The sequence below is a fragment of the Mesomycoplasma neurolyticum genome, assembly GCF_900660485.1.
Taxonomy (GTDB): domain Bacteria; phylum Bacillota_I; class Bacilli_A; order Mycoplasmatales; family Metamycoplasmataceae; genus Mesomycoplasma_A; species Mesomycoplasma_A neurolyticum.
In genome coordinates this window covers 430,513-447,242 of record NZ_LR214951.1, presented here as the reverse complement: position 1 = coordinate 447,242, position 16,730 = coordinate 430,513, and the positions used below count along the sequence as shown (strand labels likewise).

At 22.3% G+C, this 16,730-nt stretch carries 10 protein-coding genes; all 10 read left to right on the top strand.

Translation table 4 applies throughout. The features are described 5' to 3' along the window. Nucleotides 1-3: 3 nt before the first annotated feature. Nucleotides 4-2,331, top strand: coding sequence for a DEAD/DEAH box helicase family protein (locus tag EXC65_RS01890; protein WP_129719806.1), 2,328 nt, complete (start codon nt 4-6; stop codon nt 2,329-2,331). Between the two features lie 44 nt (nt 2,332-2,375). Then, the gene (locus EXC65_RS01885) at nt 2,376-3,023 is read left to right on the top strand and encodes a GntR family transcriptional regulator (protein ID WP_129719805.1); all 648 of its coding nucleotides are present in this window, start codon (nt 2,376-2,378) and stop codon (nt 3,021-3,023) included. A 132-nt stretch (nt 3,024-3,155) separates the two neighbouring features. Further along, entirely contained in the window at nt 3,156-4,787 is a 1,632-nt protein-coding gene (locus tag EXC65_RS01880) for an alpha-amylase family glycosyl hydrolase (protein WP_129719804.1), read from the top strand. A 1-nt stretch (nt 4,788) separates the two neighbouring features. Further along, nucleotides 4,789-7,122, top strand: a complete 2,334-nt coding sequence (locus EXC65_RS01875; RefSeq protein ID WP_129719803.1) for a glycosyl hydrolase family 65 protein — start codon at nt 4,789-4,791, stop codon at nt 7,120-7,122. Further along, the gene (pgmB, locus tag EXC65_RS01870) at nt 7,115-7,777 is read left to right on the top strand and encodes a beta-phosphoglucomutase (protein ID WP_129719802.1); all 663 of its coding nucleotides are present in this window, start codon (nt 7,115-7,117) and stop codon (nt 7,775-7,777) included. Before EXC65_RS01875 ends, pgmB begins: the two co-directional genes overlap by 8 nt. A gap of 568 nt (nt 7,778-8,345) precedes the next feature. After that, on the top strand, nt 8,346-10,703 hold the full coding sequence (locus EXC65_RS01865) for a type 2 periplasmic-binding domain-containing protein (protein WP_129719801.1): 2,358 nt from the start codon (nt 8,346-8,348) through the stop codon (nt 10,701-10,703). 9 nt (nt 10,704-10,712) lie between these two features. Then, nucleotides 10,713-11,183 carry a hypothetical protein gene (locus tag EXC65_RS01860; protein ID WP_129719800.1) on the top strand — a complete coding sequence of 157 codons (471 nt, stop codon included), beginning with the start codon at nt 10,713-10,715 and terminating at the stop codon, nt 11,181-11,183. Between the two features lie 8 nt (nt 11,184-11,191). Beyond that, nucleotides 11,192-14,278: a carbohydrate ABC transporter permease gene (locus tag EXC65_RS01855; protein WP_129719799.1), complete on the top strand. Its 3,087-nt coding sequence runs from the start codon at nt 11,192-11,194 to the stop codon at nt 14,276-14,278. Next, the gene (locus EXC65_RS01850) at nt 14,278-15,222 is read left to right on the top strand and encodes a sugar ABC transporter permease (RefSeq protein ID WP_129719798.1); all 945 of its coding nucleotides are present in this window, start codon (nt 14,278-14,280) and stop codon (nt 15,220-15,222) included. Before EXC65_RS01855 ends, EXC65_RS01850 begins: the two co-directional genes overlap by 1 nt. 5 nt (nt 15,223-15,227) lie before the next feature. Then, nucleotides 15,228-16,397, top strand: coding sequence for an ABC transporter ATP-binding protein (locus EXC65_RS01845; RefSeq protein WP_129719797.1), 1,170 nt, complete (start codon nt 15,228-15,230; stop codon nt 16,395-16,397). Nucleotides 16,398-16,730: the final 333 nt, after the last annotated feature.

Here is a 16,730-nt window from a genome sequence, read left to right as displayed (position 1 = left end):
AAAATGCAATTAACCAATGTTCAAGAAAAAGCAGTAAATGAAATAGTAAAACAATTTCTAAAAGAAAAAATTATTCAATTTCAAGCACCTACAGGTAGTGGTAAAACATTTATGATGGCAAATGTAATTGACAAATTAATCTCTAAATTTCCGGATCATAATTTTGTTTTTGCAATTGCTACACTTTCAAATGCTGAATTACCACTTCAAATGCAAAAAAGTTTTGAAAAATACAAAGATTTTTTAAATAATAATTTTGAAATAATAGTCAAAAACCCACCTTCAAAAGAAGTTGAAAAAGCAAAAGACAAAGATTATTCTTTTTATGCCCAACCTAATCAAGTTTTTATTTTTGGTAAATCTTCTTTTGGTGAAAAAAGAATTTACACTGAAAGAGGAATAATAGATGATTTTTTATTTCAAATAAAAGAAAATGATTATACATTAGTTTATATAAGAGATGAAGCACATCATGGAGGAGAAAAAAATAATACAAATAATAATGATGTTAAACATTTTGAAAATAAAATGAATCATTTTGCTGTTTTCTCTATTAAAATGACTGCAACCCCTAAAGGTACAGAAAAATTAATAAAAATTACAGAAAATGATCTTTTGAATAATGATAATAAGCAATTATTAAAACGTAAACAAAAATTTAATATTGGATTTTCTGATTATAATTCTGAAATTAATTCTGACGAAATACTTGAAACAGCATGTAAAACATTTATCAAAATTAAAAAGAATTATTTAGAAGAAAAAGGGCTTAGTCATATCCAACCAGCTATGCTTATTCAAGTCAATGACAAAAATAAAGATAAAAAAGACGAATTTGAAAAATCATTAAATAAATTTATCAACATTTTGGAAAAAAATAATTTAATTTGAGCAAAATATTTTGCTGATGAAAAAATTGATTCAAATTCAAGAGTAAATTTTAGTTTGCAAGATATTTCAAATAACAACTCAGATGTAGATGTTGTTATTTTTAAAGTTGGTCCTGCTGTTGGTTGAAATATACCTAGAGCTTGTATGCTTGTTAAATTAAGAGATGTTTATTCAGAGTCTTTAAATATACAAACATTAGGTAGAATTAAAAGAAATCCAAATCCAGATTATGATCATGATGAAGATTCTATCGCCTGAGAATATTATGTATATTCTGACCATAAAGTCGATTTTCCAACTAAACAATCTTTTGAGATCAAAAAAGAAATAAAAAATAAAACTTTTTTCATTGGTGAATTAGATGCAAAATTAAAAAATTCTAGTTTAATCAACAAAAAAAATTTTCATTTTTTTATTTTAAATTATTTAAATTTGAAATTTTCAAATATAGAAAGAGAAAGTCAAAAATTTGTTTTAGAATATTTAAACTCTAACAGTAAAAATAATTATGAAAATAAATTTTTAATCGCAGATGAAAAAATAATTCAAACAGATGGAAATTTTTCAATAAAAAATATTTTGTCTAAAATTTATAATAAAATTGATTTAAAAATTTATATTTTAAAATTTTTAAATAAATATAAAAGAATTTTTACAAAAGAAATACAATACATGATTAACAATTTTTTTAAACAAAAAATATCAGATAATTCTTCTAAAAATTTATTTATTGATTTATTTTGATATACATTAATTAAAAAACACAAACAAAATATAATTGAAGAATACAACAAACAATTAAAATTAGTTGAAGAAAATACAGATAATTATAAAATTGAAAAAAATAAATTGCTACCCAAAAGATATGAAGAAATTGAAATACAAAATAATTCCAAAAGTATTTCAATTAAATTAAATAATTTTGGCTATAAGCCTGTTGGAGAACAAAATGAAAAATATAAAAACAACACCTTCGCAATAACAACTGATTCTGAAAATGAAAAAATATTTATTCAAAACATTAAAAATTATATTGTTGATGATTCAGAATCTTTTATATGAAGTAAAAATCTTCCTTTTAAAGGAGCTAATTTTCAATATATTATGAATAATAAAATAACTAATTCATATCCAGATTATATTGTTGTTTATAAAAAACATCAATTTTATATCGAAGTAAAAGGCCATGGTGATGGTGATATAAATAAAGAAAAAACAAACAAACTTTTTAATGCATATAAAAAATATGTTGAAAAATATAATGAAGAAAAAGATAAAATGCTTTTTAATAAAGAAGAAAACAATTTTTCATTAATTATTTGTGAGATTCAAAATATGGATATGTATTTTAAAGGTGCAAGTACACATTCTGAAATTAATAAGTTGCTTGAAAATGAAGAGATTGATAATTTTATTGCTCTTTTAAAAGTTTTGGAATAAAAAACAGTTGAAATTTTAAAAATTAATTTGTTAAAATATAAAGTATGACAACAAAAAAAGAAATAGTGTTAAAGTATTTAATTGATTTAATAGTTTCTAAAAAGAAAAAACCAAATGAAATTATGCCTTCAGAAGGTTATTTAATGTTAAGGTTTAAAATTTCAAGAATAACAGCAATTAATGCATATAAAAAACTTGAAGCAATTGGAGCCGTTTATAACATTAGTAAACAAGGTAGATTTGTTGCTGAAAATTTTTTTGGTTTAATTAAACCATTTTCTTTTAGTTTTCCAATAAACAAAGTAACAATAAATAAAATATATAAAAAAGAACCAAAATGATTTAAAGATTTTAACATTATTTTTGATTATGGTTATGCTGTGTTTCAAAAACAATATTTCAAAAACAGTGAAGAAATTATGATGAGTGAAAATTTTATTTCGAAGAAATATAATATTCCCAAAACTTTTAATGATACATTTTCTTTTACTAATTTTTTATTAGAAAAAGAAAATTACTTAAAAAATACAGTTTATAAATTAAGATATGAAAAAGTTAATATGTATGGTTTTGAGTATTTAGTAGTTGTTTATTCTTGAAGTTATGATGAAGAAGGAATAGCAATTGCTTCAAGATTTGTTGTAAAACCAAAATATTTTCAATTTTCACATCAAGAAAAAAACTTATTTTAACAAAAATCATTTCCAAATCACCAAATTAATTTTTGGTGATTTTTTTATTATTTTAAAAATTTAGATATAACAAGGTTTTTTTTATTATTCATTTTTTATCTTTTAAAATAAGTATAAATTTGAGAGGAAAACATGAATTCAAAAATTAAAAAATGAAATGAAAAAATAATTTATCAAATTTTTCCAAGATCATTTTATGATTATAACAATGATGGCGATGGAGATATAAAAGGTATTATTAAAAAATTAGATTATTTAGAATTTTTAGGTGTTAATGCAATTTGATTATGTCCTGTTTATGACACTGAATTTAAAGATGCGGGTTATGATGTTTTGGATTATAAAAGTATTTGAAAGCAATTTGGAACATTTAGTGATTTTAAAAAACTTATAAAAGAAACAAACAAAAGAAATATAGAAATTATTATGGACATTGTGTTAAATCATACATCAATTAAACATAAATGATTTCTAAAAGCAATTGAATCTGAAAAAAATCCTGAGCATGACTTTTATATTTGAACCAAAAATCCAAATAATGAAGAGTCAATTTTTGGTGGCAGCGCGTGAGAATATGTACAAAGCATAGATAAGTATTATTTTCATTTGTTTTCAAAAGATCAAGCAGATTTAAATTGAAATTCTAAAAAAACAATTGCTGCAATGGCTGATGTTGTAAATTTTTGATATGAATTAGGTATTAAAGGTTTTAGATTAGATGCAATCCAACATATTCATAAAGAATATAAAAATAATATATTAAATCATTCTTTTGGTTCAAAAATGACTTTATATTTACAGAAATTTATTAAATTTGTTTTAAAAAATAAAAAAGATATTTTCTTTATTGGTGAAGCATCAGGGATAGATCCTAAAAAAGCTTTATTGTATTCAAAAGGCAAAACTAAAATCGCTAATAATTTTTATAACTTTAGTAACTGATATGTTGGTTGATCTAAAGAAACAGGGAGAAATGGTTATGATAAAAATTGAAATATTCATGAATTAGTAAATGATCAAGTAATTGAATATCAAAATAATAATAATATCAAAAATATCATGATAACCAATTTTTTATCATCACATGATACTAGCAGAGCGGTTTCAAGATGAGGTGATACAAAAAAATATTGAAATGAATCTGCCAAAAGTTTGGCTTTATTTCAATTCATGCAAAAAGGCATACCATGTATTTTGTATGGTGAAGAAATAGGCATGGTAAATACTATTTTTAAAACTAAAAATGATTTTCGTGATATAGATGTTTTTAATTCATTTGATATTTTGGTTGATAAAACAAAAACATATACATATAATGAAATGCTTGAATATCATAATATAAATTCACGAGATCACTCAAGAGTACCCATGATTTGAAATTTAAAAACAAATTATGGCTTTAATAAAGGAAAAACACCATGAATTCAATTAGCAACTAAATATAATAAATCATCAGTTTTTGAACAAAAAAATAATCCTTTATCAATTCTAAATTTCTATAAAAAATTAATTTATTACAGAAAAAAATATTCAAAAATTTTAGTTTATGGTAGAAGTGAACTATCTTGAAATAAAACAAAAGAATATTTAATTTTAAAAAGATGAAAAAATAACAAGATTATTATTTCATATATAAATTTAAGTGATAAAGAAGTTATATTAGATCATGAATTAAAAGGCAAAATGCTTTTAACAACATACACAAATAATAAAGGAGAAAACAACATTTTAAATCCATATGAATCTAAAATGTTTTTAATTTAAAATGACTAAATTATTTTATGATACTAAAAAATTAAAAATTTATCAAAAAGGCTATGATAGTTTAACTTGTGCTAAAACAGAGTCTATTTTTGCACAAGGAAATGGTTTTTTAGGGATAAGAGCTGTTGATGAAGAAAAATCTTATTTTCATAAAGAAGATTTTTTCATTAATGGGTTTTTTAATAAGAGTGATGAAAGTGAAGTATCAGAACTTGCGAACTTAGCAAATTTAATTCAATTAAATATTATAATAGACAATAAATTAGTTAAAACATCAGAAGCTAAATTTTATTATAAAGAACTTGATTTAACCAATGGTAAATTAACTAGAAAAATTAAAATTCAACATAAAAGTAAAATTTTTGAATTCTTATTTGAAAGATTAGTTGATCAAAAAAATAAGCAACTATATGCTCAAAAAATTACTATTCAACAAACCAAAGGTCTTCCATCTTTATTAAAAATTTATCCAATTATTGATGGGCAAAGCACAAATAGAGGTATTCAACATTTAAATGAAGGTAAAAAAATATTAGTCAAACCTTCTTTAATTCAATATCATGAAAAAACTAATGAAAAACATTTTTGAGCAATTCATAATATGAAAATCAATGCTTATTATGATGATAAATTATTAAAAAGTGATAATGATGATTATGTTATTAAAATGGCTAGAAGACAAATTGGATACGAGATCCAAACTAAAATTGAAACAAATAAAAAATTTGTTTTAGAAAAAATTATGTCAGTAACTTCATCTATTGAAAATGAAAATTGTAATTATGAGCAATTGCAAGTAATAGCAAATAATGCAGCAAATAAAATTAATTATTTAAATTTTGAATATTTTGAAAAAAAATCTTTTAATGATTTCGAAGAAATTTATGACAATTTTCCTTTAAAAATAAAAGGAAATAAAGCAGCAAAATATGATTTTTTAGCTTTTAAATTTAGTATTTTTCATCTTAATAGTTTTGTTCCTAATAATCCAAAATTATCAATAGGTGCCAAAGGATTAACTGGCGAAGGATACCAAGGACATTGTTATTGAGATACAGAATTTTTTATTATTCCTAATTATGTTTTTACTAATCCACAAATTGCAAAAAATTTATTAGAATATAGATATTTAGGGATTGAAGGCGCAAGAAAAAAAGCACAAGAAAAAAATTATTTAGGTGCACAATATCCATGAGAGATGGCCTTACCAGAAGATGGTGAAGTTACACCTTATTGAGGGCAACCAAATATAATAACAGGAGAACAAATTCCTATAGCATCTAGAGAACAAGAAATTCATGTTTCTGGTGATGTTGCATTTGCAGTAGATCACTATTTTTTAGCGACAAATGATGAAAAATTTATGGAACAAATGGGCTATGAAATGATTTTTGATACAGCAGTTTTTTGACTTTCAAGATTAGAATTTAAAAATAATGTTTATCAAATCACAAATGTAATGGGGCCAAATGAATATAAAGGGAATATTGATAATAATAATTTTACAAATTTAATTGCCAAAAGAAATTTAGAATTAGCAATTAAATATTGAAAAAAATTATCTAACTCAGAAAAAACACATAATATTTTAAAAAAAGTTTTAAATAAAATTCCATATTTTGTTGATTTTCAAAAAATGGAAAAAATTGTTGATAAAATTTATCTTCAAAAACCTAATAATCAATTAATTATTGCTGAAAACGATCAATTTTTAAAATTAAATAAAGTAGATGTAAGACCTTTTCAATTTTTAGGTGACGCAGGAAAAAAATTGTTTAACACAAAAGAAGGACATAAAAGGCTTGAGTCTCAACTTGTAAAACAAGCTGATGTTGTGTTAAGTACATTTGTTTTTAAAGAATTATTTAATAAAGAAATTATAGAAGCTAATTTTAATTATTATGAGCCTTTAACAACTCATGATTCTTCATTAAGCCCTACAACATATGCCATTACAGCAATTGATTTAAGAAAAATGGATTTAGCATACAAACTTTTTAAATATTCAATTGATATAGACTTAGGAACTAATTTTCATTCAAGCACTCAAGGTATACATGCAGGTTCATTAGCTGCAATTTGGCAAACAATAGTTTATGGCTACGGTGGTTTTAGATTTTTTAATGATGAAATTCACTTCAGTCCTATATTGCCTAATAATTGAACTAAATTATCATATAGCATAATTATTAAAAAAATAAATATAACTGTAAATGTTTATAAAAAATATTTTGAAATTATAAAAAATAGCTCAAATAATTTAGAAGTTTTTGTAAATAACAAAAAAACCTTAATTAGCAAACACAAAGAAAGATTTTTAATAAAAAATGTTTAAAGGGATAATTTTTGATTTAGACGGAGTTATAACTGAAACAGCTATTTTCCACTATTTAGCTTGAAAACATGAAGTAGCTAAGTTAAATATCATTTTTACTAAAGAAGAAAATGATAAGTTAAAAGGTTTAAGTAGAATTGATACACTTAAAGCTATTTTAAAATTTCACAATAAAAAAATGTTAGAAAATGATATTTTAAAATTAGCCGATAGTAAAAATAAATACTATAAAGAATTGCTAGACAAACAATTAAATACTAGTCATATTTTAAAAGGAATTAAAAAATTTATTAATGCTGCTAAAAAACAAAATATCAAATTAGCAATAGCATCCTCTTCTCAAAATGCAAAATTTATTTTAGAGAAACTACAACTTTTAAATTATTTTGATTTTATAGTTGATCCAAAAACTATAAAAAAAGGAAAACCAAATAAAGAAATTTTTATAAAAGCATGCCAAGGTTTGCAACTAAAAACAAATGAAGTTATTGGCATTGAAGATTCATATAGTGGTATTGAAGCTTTGAATAAAGCTAAAATTTTTAGTGTGGCAATTGTTGGAGAACAACAATTAAATTGAAGCAATGCAAATGTTATTTTAAAATCTACAAATGAATTAAATTTAAAAAAACTTTTTTTAGCTTTTAAAAAATAGTAAAAAAACAGGAAAAAAAGTGTTTTTTTCTTGATATATTAACAAAAAAAAAAAAAGGAATATGTCCTTTTATAATTTTTTTGTTAGTCAAAATAAACATAAAAGAACTAACATTCACTAAAAATTTTGAACAAAAAAATATAATAACATATGAATATAAGAAACTTAATTTTAGGCCCTGATATAAAACAAAGATCGCATCTTCCTAAAGTAATAGAGCATTTATACTTTTTGTTTTCTGCTTTTTTTTCTTTGATCGCAACATTAATTTTATTTTCCTTTTTTTTATTTTTTAACAAAAATACAAAAAATTTAAATTTAGAACTTTTTCTAAAAAATATTATTTTTCGACTTGCTCTTTCTTTGTTGATAATTGTTTGATTTTTTAACATATTTTTAACTATTAGAATAATTAAAATTTTTTCAAAAACTCAAACAATGAAAATTCTTGTTATTTTTGAAATAATTATTGGTTTATCTTTTGTGCTATCTTTTATTAACCTATTTATTAGTTTTTTTTGTTTGAAATTTAATCAAATAATTTATTACTAGTTTTTAGGAGTAAAAAATGAATAAAAAAATAAAAAAAACAGTATTGTTTTCTCTTTTTACTATTCCATTTATAGGTTTTGCTTCAGCCTGTGCAAACCAACAAAAAACAAATGAATTCGCTGATAGTAAAACTATTGTTGTTGCTAAAGAGGGTGTTCAAGAAAAATTTTGAAATCAAGTTGAAGAAGAATTTAAAAAAACTGATTCATATAAAAAAGGTTTTAGAATTCAATATGTTGAAAAAGATGTGTTTAGCGCTTTAGACCATGTAATTACAACAGGTTTTAATGATCAAAATAGTCCAGATTTAATTTATGCGCCACAAGATAGAATTACAAATCTTCTACAAAATAAAGCAATAAAAAAATGAGACTCTAATATCAAAGAAGAAATTTTATCTTCATCTAATGCAACTGAAGAAGAAAAAAGTTTTATAAATTCATTTGGTTCATTTAAAAAAATAACTGAAGATGAAGCACATTTTTATAATTTTGCACACAACAAAGAAGCTATTGTTTTAATGACAAAAAAACCATTAGAAGAAGTAAAAAAAGATTTTAGTAATGAAAAAACAGATGAAATGGTTGAACTTGTAGAAAATGGAAAAGCTTTCTTTCGAATACAAGATGGTTGATATGGTAATGGTATTTTAGGTGGTGTTTTATCTTCTGATGAAATCAAAAAAATTATTTATAAAAAAGAAGATGGTCAATGATCATCAGGTTTTATAAAAAATGATAAACATTATGAAAAATTTAAACAAATTATTGATATTGCGGCTGAATTAATTTATCCAATTTATAATGCTGGTTTTGTTTTAACAGAAGAAGAATATAAAAAAAATCCATTTGCAGAAAAAGGTATAACACAGTCTGATTTACAAACATTATTACAAAGTGATATGTCTGCAGTTCAAAATAAAATAGTTGAATTAATTTCATCAGGGAAGCTTGAATATGCAATGGTTGGATCATGAGATATAGGGGCAACAAGTAAACAAGGGATTAATACATATCTAAATTTCCCTAAACTGAAAAATAACCATGAATACAAACAAGCATCAGGATCATGATCATGAACTATTAATGCAAGAAATAATGGTGTAAGTCAAGAAAGAACAACTGCGCTTTATGATTTGTTAAAAATTATTTTTAAAACTGATTCATATTTAAAATACTTTGAATCTGATACCAAAATTCCACTTTTCACTTCAATTCAAAATGAAATGAAAAAGAAAATTGATCAAGATAATTCAACAAAAAATAGTGATTTAGATGTTTTTGCAAAATCAGCAAATTACACAGATTGACGTGAATTTTTAAATGAATATGACAATCTATTTAGTGGAATAAATAAATTTTTAGATAAAACTATTTATTCATATGGTTCATGAGAACAAACTCAGAGCAAAACTCCACTAGCTGACGAAAATTTAATAAATGCAAAAGATAAATTTGGAATTAAAGAATCTAATAAAGAAATTTTTAACAATATAGGTATTAAAGATGAAACATTTAATTCAATTTTAAATCTTGAGTGAAAAAAAACAACAGGTCTTAGAAATGCAATTGCAGCACTTTTAAAAATAGATGATATTACAAAATTAAAAGGCGAAGGTGATGCAGGTGAAAGTTGACAGGTTGCTAAAACCTTAATTAAAGATGATGTTGCTTTTGACAAACAATTACTTGTTGATGATAAAACAACTTCAGCTCATATTAGAAAAATTGAAAAATATATTTTTGGTGTAAACGGTGATAATAAAAATGAAGTTTTAGAATTCATTGAAGAACTTAAAAAAACTGACTTTTCTAAAATTCTTGACAAAATCAAAACTAAAGCAAAAGAATTTTCTAATAAATATGCAAAAGACACAGTTGCAGATGATGAAATCGAAAAAGCAACAAGTCACTATTTAGCAAATTATTATAATCAAGCAATTTGAGAAAAAGCAAAAGAATCTTACTTTAAAGAATGAGAAACCATTAAGTTTAAACAAAAAGATAAAACTAAAGATACTGACAAAACTATTACAGAAGTTATAACATTAGTGAACACATATCGTTCAGCAAATATTGCACAGAAAATTATTTCTGTTTTAACATCAGATAAAACTTTAAAAGAAAATGGTTATGGTATTATTCAATATCAAGATTCAAGACTTGATAATGCAAACCCACAATTTGGTGGCGCATATTGAGACTTATGAAATAATCAAATATTAGGTAATGCAGCTTCATATCAACAAATGAAAACAACAATTAAGACTTTAGATGAACTAAAAAAAGCATTTGCTGATAAATTTGATAAATTATATTCTGATAAAGTATCCGCACTAAATAGTTCAAATTCTGAAGATTTTATTTCAGATTAGTTATAAAAAATGAATAATAAATTTTTAATAGAGAGAAAAATATTTTATTTTAAAATAATTTTACTCTCTATTTATGTTATTTTCTTATCTTTTTGAATTTTAGATATTGTTGTTTTTGGAACAAAACAATATGATGGTTTAACACCATCAACTTTTGATGAAAAAATTAGAAAATTTTTAACTATTAAAATTTTTGTTTTTGTTTTTAACTATTTAGTAATAATTTTTTATTTATTTAATTTAATTTTTGTTAAAAATAAAGGATTTGGTTATTTTTTTGCAATACTTTGATTGATTTTGTTTGCAGCTATTTTTACTTCTAATTTAATAAATAAAGATTTTTATGATAATACTTTTCGTTTAGTTTTAATAATTGTTATGAATTTAATTTTGGCTATTATAGTATTAACATTTATTTACTTTGTTTTTAAAATTTATCAATTAAAAATGCTTAATAAGGTTATAAAGTACAAACTTTAGGTGGAAATGTGGAAAAAATTTATTTTTGAAATTGATATGGTCATAGATTTGATAAAAAAATAAATGACCAAAAATTAGATTTTTATTACTATAAACAACAAATAAATAATGTTTATAATAGAGAAAAAATAAAAATTTATAATAATAAAAAAAATAATAAACAATTATTTTTAAAAGCTAAGAATGCTTTAGAAAACAAAAAAAATACCACTTTAAAAACTTTAAAGATTGCTTATAGTAATGATTTAAATATACAAAAACAAAGTATCAAAGAATTAAATATTAGTAATAATTTAAAAAATTTAATTAAATTTGAAATAAAAAAAATAAACTTAAAACTTAAAGAATCAAAGCGTTATGTTCAAAATTATTTTGAACTTTTAAAAAATACATCTGATGATATTCATACAAAAGAAAAAATTATTAAAGGTTTAATTTTGGATGCTCAAGAAATTGAACAAAAAGAGTTTAAAAAATTAGCTTTTTTAAATATTTCTAAAAAATATTATTTGTCAACAAAAAATTTAGAAATAAATGATATTTCAATATTAGATAGATTAAAACTAAATGATTATGAAAAAACAATTTTAAATAAAGACAATAACAAAGAAAAAATTATATTTTTTTACTCTAAATTAGTTTTAAAACTTAATGATTTACAAAAAAAGAAACAACTTAAATTAAAAGATATTAAAATAATAAAAAAAGAATCCAAAAAGAAATTTTTACAAAATAAAAAAGAAATTAAAATAAGTTTTGAAAATAAAATTAAAAATATAGAGTATTCATATAATAAAGAATATTTTGAACAAACCAATTTAATAAAACAGAAAAAAAATCAAGCGAATAAAAAATTACTTTCAAACAAACAAAAACTTTTAGAATTGCAAAAATTAAAAGAAACAAAATTAAAAAATTTTTATTTAAAACAAAAAAATGATATTTTAAAAATTAAAAATAAATACAAAAACAATTTACAACTAATTAAAAAACTTCATTTATTTGAAATGAAATATAAAAAAACTATTTTAATCAATAATTTTTACAATTTAGATTCTGAAAAAATAAAAAATATTTATAGTAAATTAAAAGATAATTTAAATAATTCAAAAATTCTAAATGAATTTCATAATGAAATAAATAAAAGTAAAAAATATTATTTAGAAGATAAAAGTTTAAATAAAATTGTTTTAACAAAACTTTTAAAAAACAATTTTAGCTTAATTAAAAATTATTGAAGAAAACAAAATAAGATTTTATATGTCAAAGCTTTATATTATCAAGAAAAATCAAAAATTTTAAAAGATAGTTCATATGAAAGTGAATTTTTAGAAGCTAAATCCAATGCTGCTTTTAACTATGTTAAAGATTTTAGTCAAGAATTATTAAAATCAAATTTGGAATATAAAAATGCAATTTATAGTTTGTATCTAACTGATAAAGATAAAAACAAAAAAAATGCCATATTACTTAATAATAAAAATAATGATTTAAAAAATAATTTTAAAAATGAGCAAATAAATCTAAAAAAAATGTTAAAAAATAAAGAAATAACTAAAAAAGCTTATAAAACAAATTTACAAAAAATAAAAAATTTCGTAAATGATGAAATTAATGAATTAAAATTACAAAATTCAGAATTTAAAAATAAATTAATATTAAAAACTAATTTTTCAAAATTACTATATAAAAAGAAAATTTTTACTAAATTATATAAATCACAAATTTTAGAAGCTCAAAAATCTATCCCAATAGAAGCTAATAAATATAGTAATTGAAAAGCTATGTTACTTAATTTAATATTACCAGGGAGTGCTGAAATACTTATTTTCAAACAGTATTTAAAAGGTTTTATTATGCTTTTATTCACATCGCTATTTTACTTTGTTTTTGTACCTTTTGCTTTTGGTTTAACATGAAGTAAAATTGGTGGAGTTCAAGGTTTGATTGATTTAGGTTCTAGAATTCATAATGCAGCAAAAGGAATTGTCCCAGATGCTAGATATTGAATGTTTGGTGGAATTGCCTCGATTATTTTATTAACAATAACATTAGCATATAATATTTCATCTGCTGTCTCTGCTTGAAGAAATGGAAAATTTTTATCACAAGGATTAAGACCTTTGAATTGGGAACAAACTAAAAAATGAATTTCAAATCAAGGTTTTCCTTGAATGATATCGATTCCCGGGTGATTTTTAATTGCATTTATTGTTATTACACCTTTATTAACATCATTTTTACTTTCTTTATCTAATACTGGTTTTCAACATGAGCCTCCTGGCAAAACAGTTGATTGAGTAGGTTTTAGTCAATATGGGAAATGATGAATTTTTAGAAATAATGGTTTAGTTTTATCTTTATTCAGAGTAATGACATGAACTTTTATTTGAACATTTAGTGCAGGTTTTTTAGTCATTATAGTAGGAGTTATTTTTGCTTTATTGGTAAACAACCAACATATTAAATTTAAAAAGTTTTTCCGTTTGATTTATATTATTCCGTGAGCTATTCCAGCCTTTGTTACAATTATTTTCTTAAAGTCAATTTTCCAAGCTGATAATGATTCATTAGTAAACAATATTTTAATTAATTTAGGCATTATTAAAAATGGGATTAATTATTTTTCAAATATTCACACTACAAGGTTTTTATTAATAGTTATTCAAACTTGGCTAGGTCATTCATATATTTTTCTTTTGATCACAGGTAATTTACAATCTATTTCAAAAGATGTCTATGAAGCTGCTTCAATTGATGGAGCTAATAAAAAGCGTCAATTCAGTCAAATTACATTACCTATTTTATTAAACTCATTAATGCCACTTTTAATTGGTCAATTTATTTTTATGTTTAATAATTTTACAATTATTAGTTTATTTTCAGGTGGTGGTCCAGCTTATAGTCAACCAACTGTATTTTTAGAAGCTGGAACTGATATTATGATTTCATGAATTTTTAAATTAACCCAAGGAACAGTGCAAATTGATGGAAATACAGCTTTTGCTTCTGCTTTAGTAATACTTTCATCATCTATTTCTGTTGGTTTTGCTGCTTATGGTTTTGCTAAAAATATTAAAAAAGGGAATAACTAATGAAAAAATACAAAAGTTTAATTAATACTAAAAAAATAAATGTTGAAAAGTTTAAAAATAACAAAACAAAAATTCATCTTTTAGATGCGAAACCTTTAAATGCAACTGAAATTATTTACTTATTTTTTAATTATTTTATTTTAATTATCTGAGTAATGGTTATTATTTTCCCTGTTGTGACAATGATTATTGCATCTTTTAATATTTTTAACCCCCGTTATATTTCTTTGTCACCTAAAACTTTTCAGTTTGGTCTAGATAATTTTAGTTATTTATTTACAAATCCTAGAAGTTTGTATTTAAATTGGTATTTAAATACATTATTAATTTCATTTGCAACAATGTTTTTAACTGTAATTTTTGTAGCATTAAATGGTTATGCATATTCTCGCTTTAAATTTAAGGGTTCTAAACATTCTTTATCTATTATTATGCTTTTGCAAATGATACCAGCAACAGCATCATTAATTTCACTTTATATAATAGTTACTTTAGGTAAAGAGTTAAAACTTGATTCTAGAATTATGTTAGTTTTTATTTATTCTGGTGGAGCTATTGCTGGAAATACTTTTATTTTTAAAAATTATTTAGATTCAATTTCAAGGGAGTTAGATGATTCAGCAAAAATTGATGGCTGTGGAAATTGAAAATTATTTACAAAAATATTACTCCCAATTTCAAAACCAATGCTTTCAATTATTGCGCTTTGAACATTTTTAATTCCTTTTGGTGATGTGATTTTACCTAAATTTACAATTGTTGAAAGGCATTACACAACACTAGCTGTTGGATTAGATACATTTATAAACGCTGAACCAAAGCATGTAAATGTTGGTGCATATTCAGCTGGAGCTTTATTAGCAGCTATCCCACCATTTATTTTATTTTTTATATCACAAAAACATATTGTTGGTAATTTAAGTGATGGAGCTGTGAAAGGATAATAAATATGAATAAAAATATTGATGATATTAAAAATATTGATTCAGAATTAGAAAAATTTATAAATCAAATCGGAGAAATCCAAACCACTAGTCAAGGTAGTAAAATAGAATTAATAAATTTATCAAAAAAATATGAAAATAACGATAAATGAACATTAAAAGATATAAATTTAACTATTGAACCAGGAAAATTTTGTATTTTTCTAGGTCCTAGTGGTTGTGGTAAAACTACACTTTTAAGAATGATTGCAGGTCTTAATTCAATAACACAAGGAGATTTGCTGTTTGATAACAAAAGAATCAATAATCTTTCACCTTCTGAACGAAATATTGCTATGGTTTTCCAGTCTTATGCATTATATCCTCATATGAATGTTTATGATAATATGAGTTTTGGCCTTAAAATGTTTAAAGAAAGGAAAGATATTATTGATAGAAGAGTAAAAGATGTTGCAAAAATTTTAAAAATTGAAAATCATTTGTATAACAAACCAAAAGATTTGTCAGGTGGGCAAAGACAAAGGGTAGCTATTGGAAGGGCGATTGTTAGAAAACCATCTATTTTTTTAATGGATGAACCATTAAGTAATTTAGATGCGAAATTACGTGAATCAATGCGTCGTGAAATTGTCCAAATTCATAGAATGCTTAATACAACATCAATTTATGTAACACATGATCAATTAGAAGCAATGACAATGGGTGATCAAATTGTCGTAATGAATGATGGAAAAATTCAACAAAATGGAACAAGTAAAGAATTATATTTTAAACCTAAGAATGTTTTTGTTGCTAAGTTTATTGGTATGCCAACAATTAATTTAATTAATGGACATTTTAAAAATAATAGTTTTTTTGCAGAAGATTTTGATTGAAGCCAATCTATAAGCCCTAATTTAAAAATTATTGAAAATCAAAAAATTATTATTGCTTATCGATCAGAAGATGTTATTTTAAATAAACAAAAAGTAGAAAATTCTATCAAAGGTGTTATTTATAACATAGAATCATTAGGAAAAGAATTATCAATTGTAGTAAAAATTAATGATTCAATTGAAATAGTTGCAACTGTTTTGAATAACAAAGATTTTGAATTATATACAAATATTTATATTAGTTTTGATAACTCAAGAATTCACATTTTTGATGCAAAAACTGAAGAGAGAATTAATTAATGAATTTTTTTAAAATTTATTTATGAAGAAAAATAGGAATTATTTATTTTTTAATATCTACTATTTTAAGCCCTATTTTTTTCTACTTATTTTATCAAACATTTTATGATTATTTACAAAGAGAATCAACTTTTTGAAACATTGAAAATATTAAATTAACACAAAATTATGCTCAAAAAAACATATTTATTATTTTTTCAATTTTATTTTCTATACTTTGAATAAGTATTATTGCAATTTCTCTTTATTGAATATATAATTTTCACTATAAAAAAAATAGCGGAAACATTTATTTAAAAATATTACTTTTTATAATTATTTTATGCATAATTT